Annotated in this window: 11 protein-coding genes; 6 read left to right on the top strand and 5 right to left on the bottom strand. The window is 35.2% G+C overall.

Features of this window, described 5'->3' with window-relative positions; all coding sequences use genetic code 11:
• Positions 1–6: 6 nt before the first annotated feature.
• From BM024_RS07970 to BM024_RS07950, 5 genes are all read left to right on the top strand, one after another.
• The gene (locus tag BM024_RS07970) at positions 7–2,304 is read left to right on the top strand and encodes a PBP1A family penicillin-binding protein (protein ID WP_090679041.1); all 2,298 of its coding nucleotides are present in this window, start codon (positions 7–9) and stop codon (positions 2,302–2,304) included.
• Between the two features lie 69 nt (positions 2,305–2,373).
• Positions 2,374–3,075: a CoA transferase subunit A gene (locus tag BM024_RS07965; protein ID WP_090679038.1), complete on the top strand. Its 702-nt coding sequence runs from the start codon at positions 2,374–2,376 to the stop codon at positions 3,073–3,075.
• Positions 3,076–3,097: 22 nt separating this feature from the next.
• Positions 3,098–3,754, top strand: a complete 657-nt coding sequence (locus BM024_RS07960; protein ID WP_090679035.1) for a CoA transferase subunit B — start codon at positions 3,098–3,100, stop codon at positions 3,752–3,754.
• 88 nt (positions 3,755–3,842) lie between these two features.
• On the top strand, positions 3,843–4,976 hold the full coding sequence (locus tag BM024_RS07955) for an AI-2E family transporter (protein ID WP_090679033.1): 1,134 nt from the start codon (positions 3,843–3,845) through the stop codon (positions 4,974–4,976).
• A gap of 80 nt (positions 4,977–5,056) precedes the next feature.
• Positions 5,057–6,319: a hypothetical protein gene (locus BM024_RS07950; RefSeq protein ID WP_090679031.1), complete on the top strand. Its 1,263-nt coding sequence runs from the start codon at positions 5,057–5,059 to the stop codon at positions 6,317–6,319.
• 75 nt (positions 6,320–6,394) lie between these two features.
• Here the strand turns inward: BM024_RS07950 and BM024_RS07945 are convergent, their stop codons facing one another.
• The 3 genes from BM024_RS07945 to BM024_RS07935 are packed head-to-tail and all read right to left on the bottom strand — an operon-like array spanning position 6,395 to position 8,679.
• Positions 6,395–7,177, bottom strand: a complete 783-nt coding sequence (locus BM024_RS07945; protein ID WP_090679028.1) for a S1/P1 nuclease — start codon at positions 7,175–7,177, stop codon at positions 6,395–6,397.
• 6 nt (positions 7,178–7,183) lie between these two features.
• The gene (locus BM024_RS07940; RefSeq protein WP_090679026.1) at positions 7,184–7,693 is read right to left on the bottom strand and encodes an acyl-CoA thioesterase; all 510 of its coding nucleotides are present in this window, start codon (positions 7,691–7,693) and stop codon (positions 7,184–7,186) included.
• Between the two features lie 59 nt (positions 7,694–7,752).
• Positions 7,753–8,679: an HU domain-containing protein gene (locus tag BM024_RS07935; RefSeq protein WP_090679024.1), complete on the bottom strand. Its 927-nt coding sequence runs from the start codon at positions 8,677–8,679 to the stop codon at positions 7,753–7,755.
• A 123-nt stretch (positions 8,680–8,802) separates the two neighbouring features.
• On the opposite strand from BM024_RS07935, the gene dprA reads away from it, so the two are divergent.
• The gene (gene dprA, locus BM024_RS07930; RefSeq protein ID WP_090679021.1) at positions 8,803–9,906 is read left to right on the top strand and encodes a DNA-processing protein DprA; all 1,104 of its coding nucleotides are present in this window, start codon (positions 8,803–8,805) and stop codon (positions 9,904–9,906) included.
• 26 nt (positions 9,907–9,932) lie between these two features.
• Here the strand turns inward: dprA and BM024_RS07925 are convergent, their stop codons facing one another.
• Both BM024_RS07925 and trpS read right to left on the bottom strand, forming a co-directional pair.
• The gene (locus BM024_RS07925; RefSeq protein WP_090679019.1) at positions 9,933–10,421 is read right to left on the bottom strand and encodes a MepB family protein; all 489 of its coding nucleotides are present in this window, start codon (positions 10,419–10,421) and stop codon (positions 9,933–9,935) included.
• A gap of 1 nt (position 10,422) precedes the next feature.
• A complete protein-coding gene (gene trpS / locus BM024_RS07920) occupies positions 10,423–11,397 on the bottom strand; it encodes a tryptophan--tRNA ligase (protein WP_090679017.1) in 975 nt (324 codons plus the stop codon).
• Positions 11,398–11,527: the final 130 nt, after the last annotated feature.

Below are 11,527 nucleotides of genomic sequence, written 5' to 3'. Positions count from 1 at the left end.
ATTATTATGGAGTCTAAGACTAAGAAAGATAATGAGGGTTTTGGTAGTTATATCAAGGCTTTTTGGGGCATAGTTTTGCTTGGATGTTTTACAGTGATTTTCTTCTTTTTATGTGCGTCATGGGGGGTTTTTGGACCTATGCCTACTTTTGATGAGTTGGAGAATCCATCTAGCAATGTCGCAACTGAGATTATTTCATCAGATGGAAAAACTTTAGGTACTTTCTATTTAGAAAATCGCGTACCTGTTAAATATGAAGATTTACCAGCTGACTTAATCAATGCTTTAGTAGCAACAGAAGATGAGCGTTTCTTTACGCATTCAGGAATTGATGCTAGGGGTACGTTAAGAGCTGTGTTTTCTGCTGGTAGTAGTGGAGGAGCAAGTACTATCACACAACAGTTAGCTAAACTTCTTTTTCATGGGGAGGGATCACGCAGTATTTTTAAGCGTATTACTCAAAAAGCGAAAGAATGGGTTATTGCGATTAAGTTAGAACGTCAATATACGAAAGAGGAAATCTTGACTATGTATTTGAATAAAGCAGATTTTGTTAATAATGCTGTAGGTATTCGTTCTGCTACTAGAGTTTACTTAGGTAAGGAACCTATGGAATTAAAAGTAGAGGAAGCTGCAATGCTTGTGGGGATGTTGCAAAATCCATCTTATTTTAACCCAGTTCGTCGACCAGAACTTGTACAGAAAAGAAGGAATGTTGTTTTGCATCAAATGGCAAAAAACGATTACATAACTAAAGAGCAAAGTTTAGCTCTTCAAGAAATTCCATTAAAGTTACAGTTTACTCCTGAGAGTCATAAAGATGGTATTGCTACTTATTTTAGAGAGTATTTGCGTGATTTTATGCGCAGATGGGTTAAAGAAAACCCTAAGAAAGATGGTACTACATATGATATATATAGAGATGGTTTAAAAATTTACACTTCTATAGATTCGAGAATGCAACGTTACGCTGAGGAGGCTGTGACAGAACATTTGTCTAATTTACAAGAAGAGTTTTTTATTCAACAGAAGAACAATAAGACTGCTCCTTTTTACAATTTGTCTAAAGATGAAATAGAACGTAGTATCAATAGGGCGATGCGTAGTTCTGAACGTTGGAGACAGATGAAAGAGCAGGACAAATCAGAAAAGGAAATCATTGAGTCTTTTAACAGAAAGACAGATATGCGCATATTTACTTGGCAAGGTGATAAAGATACTATCATGACACCAAGAGATTCTATTATTTATTATAAGCACTTTTTACAGACTGGTGTTATGTCTATGGAGCCACAAACAGGTTATATTAAAGCTTGGGTTGGAGGTATTAACTATAAACATTTTCAGTATGATCACGTTGCTCAAGGAGCAAGACAAGTTGGTTCTACTTTTAAGCCGTTTGTGTATGCAACAGCTATAGAACAATTGCATTATTCTCCATGTGACTCAATTATTGATTCACCTTTCACTATGCCTAAAGGGCGTTATGGAATTAGTCAAGATTGGTCACCTCAGAATTCATCAAGAACTTATAGAGGAATTATGACTTTAAAGGCGGCGTTAGCTGGTTCAGTGAATACCGTAACTGCAAAATTAATGGATAAGGTAGGACCTAAGGCGGTTGTTGATATGACAAGAGACTTGGGGGTTAAATCAGATATTGCACAAACTCCAGCAATCGCATTAGGAGCCGTTGAAATTACGGTGAGTGATATGGTTGCGGCATATAGTACATTCGCGAATCAAGGGGTTTATATTAAGCCACAGTTTGTAACTCAGATAGCCGATAAGAACGGAGTAATTCTTTATTCTTCTGTTCCAGAAGCAAAAGATGTTATGAGTAAAGATATTGCTTATGCTGTTACAAAATTACTTGAAGGAGTTACGGAGTCTGGTTCAGGTATTCGCTTGAGAACAGCTAGTGGTGGAGCTGGATATAAAAGAGTAACGGGGCATCCTTATAAATTTACGAACCCTATAGCTGGAAAAACAGGAACAAGTCAGAACAACAGTGATGGATGGTTCATTGGAATGGTTCCAAACTTAGCCACAGGTGTTTGGGTTGGTAATGACGATAGAGCAGCTCATTTTAAAGCTACTTTATATGGACAAGGTGCTACTATGGCACTGCCTATTTGGGCGTTGTTCATGCAGAAGTGTTATGCTGATAAAGATTTACACGTTTCTAAAGGGCAATTTGAAAGACCAGAAAATCTCTCTATAAAGGTGGATTGTTGGAAAGTAGATGTTGAGGAGACTGAGACTGATTCAATCGAATTAAGCACAGAAGAATTTGATTTTTAAAATCAATTAAAGCGCCTTTTTTTAGAGGCGTTTTTTTTATATTTTTAACCAATTAATTTAACCAAAACTATGATAAATAAAAAGGTTGCCAATGCGCAAGAAGCTTTGCAAGATGTGAAGGATGATATGACCATTATGTTGGGTGGTTTCGGACTATGTGGTATTCCTGAAAACAGTATCACTGAACTTGTAAAGAAAAATATTACGGGTCTTACATGTATTTCAAATAATGCAGGAGTAGATGATTTTGGCTTGGGGCTATTGCTTCAAAAGCGACAAATAAAAAAAATGATTTCATCTTATGTTGGTGAAAATGCAGAATTTGAAAGACAGATGCTTTCTGGAGAGTTAGAAGTGGAGTTAACACCCCAAGGTACTTTGGCAGAAAAGTGTCGTGCAGCTCAAGTTGGAATACCTGCTTTTTTCACACCTGCTGGTTATGGAACAGAGGTTGCTGAAGGAAAAGAGGTTCGTGTTTTTAATGGAAAACCTCATATAATGGAAGAGGCATTTCAAGCTGATTTCGCGATTGTAAAGGCGTGGAAAGGGGACGAGGTTGGAAACTTAATATTTAAGGGAACAGCTCGTAATTTTAATGCTTGTATGGCTGGAGCGGCTAAAATTACTATTGCAGAGGTTGAAGAACTAGTTCCTGCTGGTACTTTAGATCCGAATGAGATTCATGTTCCTGGAATCTTTGTAAAACGTATTTTTCAAGGTGATAAATACGAGAAGAGAATAGAACAAAGAACTGTTCGAACAAAAAATTAGTTCCATTCATTAAAAAGAAATTATGTTAGATAAAGTAGGAATAGCAAAGCGTATTGCACAAGAGTTACAAGAAGGTTTTTACGTGAATCTAGGTATTGGAATTCCAACCTTGGTTGCAAACTATGTACCTGAAGGAATGAATGTTGAATTTCAAAGCGAGAATGGAGTTTTAGGAATGGGACCTTTTCCTTTTGAAGGGGAAGAAGATGCTGATTTAATCAATGCTGGAAAACAAACTATTACAACCTTAGCGGGTGCATCATTTTTTGATTCTGCTACTAGTTTTGGGATGATACGTGGGAAGCATGTAGATTTAACCATTCTTGGAGCTATGGAGGTATCTGAAAATGGCGATATAGCAAACTGGAAAATACCAGGTAAAATGGTAAAAGGTATGGGAGGAGCTATGGATTTAGTAGCCTCTGCAGAGAATATAATCGTTGCAATGATGCATGTTAATAAACAAGGTGAGTCAAAGATTTTGAAATCTTGTACACTACCTTTAACTGGAGTACAATGTGTAAAGAAAATTGTAACTGAACTAGCGGTTATGGAAGTTACACCAAAGGGGTTGAGGTTGTTAGAACGAGCTCCTGGAGTTTCAGTAGAAGATATTATCGCAGCTACGGAAGCGGATTTAATTATTGAAGGAGAAGTATTGGAAATGCAATTAGATTAAGCAACCAATGTGAATTTGTTAAAAAGTGTCTTTAATGTAAATTGAAGACACTTTTTTTGTATTTTGATGTAAAATTATAAGAAAAACTATGGAGAAAACAAGGTCTTATCCGTTTTACATCAAGATTAGCTGTGTATTGATTAGTTTGATACTGTTGATTTGTATTGGAATTATTGGGGAATCCATTATTGTTCCGCTTTTTCTGGCAATGCTAATTTCGACATTGCTGATTCCATTAAGCGTATTTATGGAACGAAGGTTTCATTTTTCGAGATCCTTATCTGCAATTTCTTCAACCTTATTGTTCTTAGCAGTAGTAGTAGGAATATTGTTTGTGGTTGGTGCTCAGATGAGCAGGTTAACTCAAGAATGGCCAGCTTTTGAAGAACAATTGGTAAGTGGTGTTCATAGTATACAACTTTGGGTTCAAGATACATTTGGAATACAACAGAGTAAGCAATTGGATTTTATTACAGAACATGCGGCTTCTTCATTGAGTACTGGTACAGATTTGTTAGCTAAGACGCTTAGTTCCATTTCAACAATGTTGATGTATCTGGTTTTTACGGTTATTTATACAATCTTCTTACTGATTTATAGACGTCATTTAGTGAAGTTTTTGGTTATTTGCTTTAAGCACAAACACAAAAATACAGTAGTTAAAATTATTGTAGAAATACAAACCATGGTTAAGAAGTATTTGATAGGGCTTCTTTTGCAAATGATTTTAGTTACGATAATGACTTTTATAGCTTATACTATTCTTGGTATTAAGTATAACTTTATGTTGGCTATTATTACAGGGTTATTGAATGTGTTGCCTTATATTGGAATTTTTATGGCTATGTTGATAGGTGTGTTAATCACTTTTGCAACCACTTCTGCAAGTCACGTAGTTTTAGTTCTTATTGCATTGGTAATTATTCATGCTATTGATGGAAATATAATTATGCCAAAGATAGTTGGGTCTAAAGTAAAAGTAAACTCTTTAGTTGTTGTGATAGGATTAGTTATTGGGCATATGATGTGGGGAATATCAGGAATGTTATTAGCAATACCGACCTTGGCGATAGCTAAAATTGTTTTTGATAGGGTAGACGGTATGCGTGCTTGGGGATTCTTGTTAGGTGAGGAGGAGAATGAAAATCCAATGTTAAATTTTTCTATCTCAAAGATGCTAAAAGGCAAGCATAAATTTCCAGATAAAGATGATGTTAATTAACTAGATACCAGTTAAAAAGTGTTTTGGCATAGATGTTGAAGTATGCAGGGTGAAAATGTTAATGATAAAAAACACTTGTTATGGTACGGTTTAGATATTTTTCAATTTTAGTAGGACTCCTTTTCTGTGTTAGCACTTTTGCTCAACAAGCAACAGTGACAGCAAAGAATTATGATATAAGTGACAATTTGGATTTACAAGCGGTTGCATCTGTATTTGGTGACTCTAAAGATTTAGCGGATTTTGAGTTTAGGCTTAATGACCCAGAAATGAGGTTGTCTAACTTAGATTTGAATAGAGATGGTTATGTTGATTACTTGAGAGTAATTGAAGCTGTAGAAGGTAAAACCCATTTAATCGTAATTCAGGCGGTTTTGGGACAAGATGTGTTCCAAGATGTTGCTACGATTGAGGTAGAGAAGGACAGAAGAAATCAAGTTCAAGTTCAGGTAGTTGGTAATAGTTATATATACGGTGACAACTATATCTATGAGCCAGTCTATGTTCATACACCTAGTATGTTTAGCTTCTTTTGGTCTTCGGGATACTCTCCTTATCGCTCATCGTGGTATTGGAATTATTATCCAACGTATTACAGCTATTGGCAACCTTATCCTGTATATACTTATATAGACCATGTACATGTTCATGTTAATAGAAATAATAGATATGTTTATGCAACAAATAGAAGAAGTTCTAGAGCAGTTCGTATGCACCGTGAAGTACGTTCAAATGCATATGAAAGAGATTACCCTCAGAATTCTTTTAGCAATAGAAATAGTAATGTTTCCAATAGATATGCCTTAGAACAAAGTAGAGGAGTTGAGAGTGGTAGAAATCCGTCAAATTCAACTTCAAATAGAGGACAGGGTGTAAGTTCAGGTAGAAATGTGAACAGAGTTAATGGAGATTCTGGTTATAGACGAGGAGCAGCAACAACTGAAGGGAATTTCAACTCATCATCAAGAACGTCAAATAGAGTTCAAAGTTCTAGCGATAGAGGAAGTTCATCACGCGGTACTATTAATTCAAGTTCTAATAGCACAGTATCACCAAGAGCTACGAATTCATCAAGAGCAACAAGTTCTCCGAGAGCAACAAGTTCTCAAAGAGCGACGAATGTAAGTTCAAATAGAGTGAATAATGTATCTTCTCAACCAGCTAGGATTCAAAGATCATCAACTCCTATGAGTAACTCTACAAGCAGATCTTCTTCGACAATTAACAGAAGTTCAAATACTAACTTTAATAGTGGGAGAACAAGCGCACCAAGCTCTAGAGGAGCAGGGTCTACGAATACAAGTAGTAGAGGTAATGGTAATAGTGGAAGATCTTCAAGATAATTTTTTTTATAGTGTTATAAAAAAAACAGCCCTCTGAAATTTTCAGAGGGCTGTTTTTGATTTGATTAGTTGGGATTATCCAAATATTTCATTTAAAAGTTTGCCAAGTCTAAGACCTCCTTTTAAAAGTTGTTCTTCCATTGCTGCTTTGTGATCGTATTGATAACGGTAACTTAAAGAAGCTTCTGGTTCAATTTTATAGAGTTCATTGGTGATTTGGTATGAATCAAACAACCAATCTAAAAGACTTCCTGAACTTAAAGCGTTGTTTGCTTTTTTGTTATAGATGTTTAAGACAGTTGCATATTCTGTATAGCTATACTGTTCAAAATCTACTAATTTAGAGTCCCAAAGAGTGTGAAGGTTGGTTTTCTTTCTAAACCATTCCACAGTTATTTTATTACCACCTAGGTCATCTAGTCTTCCGATATGCATAGGTTGATGAGCGTCTCCAATGATGTGGATAAGGAAGTATAGATATTCTTGTTTCTTTTGAAAACTTGTATTTTTATCTTTCAAGGCATCTATTAGAACCAGAGATCTTTTGTAAAGATTTTCGTCTGTAGTGTTTTCTAATTCTTTGTCGAAAGCCATTCTGTCAAGATTTCCTGGGATGTTAACGTAATGCCATCCGTCAGCAAATTTCCAATCATTATCAGATTTAATAAAGTCTGGCCAGTTTGCCCAATAAGCAAGTTTTTGTTCGCCAATTAATTTCTTGATATTTTTCTTAGCTTTTCTACTTAACTGTTGTTCAGCAATTTCTGCAACAACACGATGTCCGGTTGTTCCCCACGCGTGGAGTGAATTTATACTTACTATAAAAAAGGCTATTAATAGATAAAAAGTGTTTTTCATGAGTTGTTATTTAAATAATGCTTTTAATTCTGTAGCATCGCTAGGATTCATTTTTCCAGCTAATACTAGGCTTAATTGTTTTCTTCTTAACGCTGCTTCGTATCGTTCTTTTTCAAGGATTGTTTCTGTAATAATCCCAGGGACTTCTACAGGGTGTCCTGTTTCATCAACTGCAACAAATGTATAGATTGCTTCGTTTGCTCTGTTTTTAATACCTGACTCACGGTCTTCGATCCAAACATCAATATATACTTCCATAGAAGATTTGAATGCTCTAGATATCTTTGCTTCTAAGGTTACAACACTCCCCAATGGAATAGGGCGGTTAAATGCTACGTGGTTTACTGATGCGGTTACACAAACTCTTCGAGAGTGTCTTCTTGCTGCAATACTAGCTGCACGATCCATACGCGCTAATAGTTCTCCTCCGAATAAATTGTTTAGTGGATTGGTTTCCCCTGGTAGTACCAAATCGGTTACTACTGTAGTGGAATGTGATACTAGTTTTGGTTCCATATTGTTGTATAATTAAAATAAAAAAATCCTGAAAGAACTTCAGGATTAGGTATGTGTGTTTATTGGATTAATATCCAAGCGTCAGAATTAACTTTTTTATGAATGCTTTTCATTACTTCTTGTGCTTTTGCCATATCGGTATAGCTACCGTAAAGCACAGGATATAATCCATATTTATTTTTACTTAAATAGGTTGCATTCGAGAAACCTTTTGTTTTTAGCTGTTGAATAGCTTTCTGTGCATTCTCTTCACTTTTGAAGGCTCCTGCTACAATGTGGTAAGGATGTTTGACTTCTGCCTTTTCTTTTACAGTTAATGTAATTGGAGAGACAGGTGTGTCTATGAAAAAAGTAGCCTTTTGAATTTCGTCTTGTACTTTTTCTTGTACTTTTTTCTCAATAGAGACAGTTTCTTTTTCTATTCTTGAATTAAATTCATTGTCTACAATAATACTTCCTAAACCAGCACATACAGCAAAAACTGCTGCATATCTCATCACGTGATGTTTAGTTCTTCTCTTGGTAGGTAAAGAAATAACTTTAGGCTCTGGAGCAACAACATCAATTCGTTCGATGTTCTTTGCAATAACAGAACTAAGTCCAAAAGACGTAGCTAAGTAGTTAGGATTGTTAGATGGAATGAATTCCAGATTGTTTTCTGAATTCAACGTTAGTTCACCAATGTTTTCAAGAAATAGAGCCTTATTCGTTTGTAGGCTTTTATTCCATTTCTCTACTTCTATTAGAAGATCATAAACAATCTTGTCGTACGTTGTTTGTGTTGTTTGAGCAATATGATTTGCTAACAAGCCATCGTTATGTTTGATATTCGCATTAAAGGAAATCGTTTTTTGCGGCGGAAAAAACGTTCTAGATTTTTCATCAAAGCGCGCAGAGCGAATTTCGGTCAAGAAAGCACCGAATTCAGGAACGATAACGCACTGATATCTATATAACAAAGAAGAAATGTGTTTTTCTATCATCATAACACAAAGTTATACATTCTGGCCATTGTTCAAAACTTTATTTCCAAATCTTATTAACAATGCGTATTTTTAGTGTAAATAACTTTAAATTAGACCTTTGAGAAAAATAAATAAAAATAAGATATGAATGAAAATCAACTGTATTATACCCTCGCTTTACAAAAGACCGTAGGCGTAGGTTTTGTTTTAGGTCGACGATTAGTCGAAGAATTTGGCAGTGCGGAAGAAGTTTTTTCGCGAAAGAAAAAGGATTTAATTAGAATTGAAGGGATCACAGATAAGCTTTTATGTAGTCTTGAAAATAAAAGCATATTTGAAGATGCAGAAAAGGAATTAATACAAGTGCAATCGAATAAATGGAAAGCTACCTATATCAACGATAGGAAATATCCGAAACTATTAAAAGAATGTGTCGATGCACCTTTAGTGTTGTTCTCTTCCAAAGAATTAAATTGGAACAATGAAAGGATAATAAGTATTGTGGGGTCACGTCAAGCAACCACAAGAGGAGTTGAGTTCTGTAATAACCTATTGGATGATTTAAAAGAATATAATCCTATAATTGTAAGTGGATATGCCTATGGAATTGATATAACATCACATAAAGGGGCTCTTGATAGAGGATTGCAGACAATTGGTGTGTTAGGACATGGACTTAATCAGTTATATCCATCAGAACACGCAAAGTATGTAGAAGAAATGAATGAGTCCGGTGGGTTTGTCACAGAATTTTGGAGTTCAGATGCCTTTAATCGCGAGAATTTTATCAAAAGAAATCGAATAATAGCTGGGCTAAGTACTGCAACTATAGTGATTGAAAGCGCTTTTAAAGGAGGTTCTTTAAATACAGTTCGATTTGCCAATGACTACAATAGAGATGTTTATGCGGTTCCAGGAAGGATTTCCGATCCAATGAGTAAAGGTTGTAATGATCTTATAAAGACAAGTAGAGCTGCTATGTTAACAGATGCAACAGATTTGATTAAAGGGTTAAATTGGGAAAAACAATCCAAGAAGCAAAAAGCTATTCAAACAGAATTATCTCTAGCTTTAACGAGTGATGAACAAAATGTTTATGAAGCATTTCGAAACGGAGATAAAGAGTTTGTTGAGATTATTGCAGAAGAAAGCTGCATTCCCGTTTTTAGGGTAACTACGGTTCTTCTAAATCTTGAAGTAAAAGGATTGGTTCGTCCATTACCGGGAAATTATTATGAGCGGTTATAATCCTTTTTCAGACAATTAATTTGATTTTAAAGGGTTAAGAGTTTCTTTAATGAATTTAATTCTTGTTGTTCAATATTATTAAAGTCAATAAAACAGCGTAATTGCCATTCTTGTGTTTTCATAGCTTGTTTACTTGTTACAACATCCCAGCTTGGATAAACCCTAATTCCTCTTTTTCCAGACTTTTTCTCATTGCTTATTATTCCTTTTTCTAAAAGTATTTGTTTCGAGAATATAAAATGTCCACTATTAGAATCTGTTTCTACAGCTATAATTAAAAAATCTAGGTCGTCTTTTTCGTGGTAAGGTGCAGTTTCTCCTTCTTCATTACGTTTCCAAATCGCTACAAACTGTCCTATTTTTTTAGGAGTGCTATTGGCTTTTCTGTAAACAACGTTTTTGGAATCTAATGAAAAAGAGCAAGCGCTATACGCGTTGCTCTCTTTGTTTATTTCCAATTGATTGAATTCTATTTGATGTTCTCTATAAAACGCACTCAAATTTTGTATTTCCATATTACTTTCTATAACCTAGTTTTTCGCGAACTCTTCCCAACGTTGCATTTGCAATTGTTGAAGCTTTAGTAGCTCCTATTTGAAGAAGTCTATCAACTTCATCAAGGTTGTTTATGTAATAATCATACTTTTCACGCTCTGTCTTAAAGCGTTCTACGATTAGTTCAAACAAGGCTTGTTTCGCATGGCCATATCCATAGTTTCCAGCTTCGTAGTTTTGTCTCATCGTAGCTATATCTTCAGGAGTAGCCAGAAGTTTGTAGATAGCAAAAATATTACAAGTGTCAGGATTCTTAGGATCTTCAAGTTCTTTGCTATCGGTTTGAATGCTCATGACTTGTTTGCGCAACTTTTTATCATCTTGGAATATGTTGATAAAGTTGTTTCTAGATTTACTCATCTTTTCCCCATCGATGCCGGGAATTGTCATAATATTTTCCTCAATTTTTGCTTCTGGTAGAACGAATGTTTCGCCCATTTGATGGTTAAATCTTGAAGCTACATCACGCGTAATTTCGAGATGTTGTAATTGGTCTTTCCCCACAGGAACAAATTCAGCGTCATATAACAATATATCTGCAGCCATCAACATAGGATAAGTGAATAACCCAGCATTCACATCTGCTAAATGAGAAGCTTTGTCTTTAAAGGAATGTGCAAGTGTTAGTCTTTGGAAAGGAAAAAAACAGCTTAGATACCAGCTTAATTCCGTTGTTTGTGGAACGTCGGATTGTCTATAGAAGGTAACTTTTTCAATATCTAATCCACATGCAAGCCAACTTGCCGCTACACTATAGGTGTTTTCATGTAATACTTTAGCGTCTTTTATCTGTGTCGCAGAGTGTAAATCGGCGATAAAAAGAAAAGACTCATTCTCTTTGCGGTTTGCCATCTCAATTGCTGGTAAGATAGCTCCTAAAAGATTTCCCAAGTGTGGAGTTCCTGTGCTTTGAACTCCGGTTAGAATTTTAGCCATTTTAATCTTTTGTAAATGTTTAAACGCAAAGATAGTGGAAATGGAGTTTTTAAACTGGTTATTCTGACTTAAAAACGGTTTTTCAGTCCAAGTATTTGTTTTACAGATTAGATTAATATGTATTTTTGAA

The sequence above is a fragment of the Myroides guanonis genome, from assembly GCF_900114085.1.
In the GTDB taxonomy this organism is placed as follows: Bacteria; Bacteroidota; Bacteroidia; order Flavobacteriales; family Flavobacteriaceae; genus Flavobacterium; species Flavobacterium guanonis.
This window is presented reverse-complemented; position numbering and strand designations above follow the sequence as displayed.

Bases quoted from the DNA above. Each gene is read 5' to 3' on its own strand.
- BM024_RS07970 (WP_090679041.1), top strand. From the start codon at position 7: ATGGAGTCTAAGACTAAGAAAGATAATGAGGGTTTTGGTAGTTATATC.
- BM024_RS07965 (WP_090679038.1), top strand. From the start codon at position 2,374: ATGATAAATAAAAAGGTTGCCAATGCGCAAGAAGCTTTGCAAGATGTG.
- BM024_RS07960 (WP_090679035.1), top strand. From the start codon at position 3,098: ATGTTAGATAAAGTAGGAATAGCAAAGCGTATTGCACAAGAGTTACAA.
- BM024_RS07955 (WP_090679033.1), top strand. From the start codon at position 3,843: ATGGAGAAAACAAGGTCTTATCCGTTTTACATCAAGATTAGCTGTGTA.
- BM024_RS07950 (WP_090679031.1), top strand. From the start codon at position 5,057: ATGGTACGGTTTAGATATTTTTCAATTTTAGTAGGACTCCTTTTCTGT.
- BM024_RS07945 (WP_090679028.1), bottom strand. From the start codon at position 7,177: ATGAAAAACACTTTTTATCTATTAATAGCCTTTTTTATAGTAAGTATA.
- BM024_RS07940 (WP_090679026.1), bottom strand. From the start codon at position 7,693: ATGGAACCAAAACTAGTATCACATTCCACTACAGTAGTAACCGATTTG.
- BM024_RS07935 (WP_090679024.1), bottom strand. From the start codon at position 8,679: ATGATGATAGAAAAACACATTTCTTCTTTGTTATATAGATATCAGTGC.
- dprA (WP_090679021.1), top strand. From the start codon at position 8,803: ATGAATGAAAATCAACTGTATTATACCCTCGCTTTACAAAAGACCGTA.
- BM024_RS07925 (WP_090679019.1), bottom strand. From the start codon at position 10,421: ATGGAAATACAAAATTTGAGTGCGTTTTATAGAGAACATCAAATAGAA.
- trpS (WP_090679017.1), bottom strand. From the start codon at position 11,397: ATGGCTAAAATTCTAACCGGAGTTCAAAGCACAGGAACTCCACACTTG.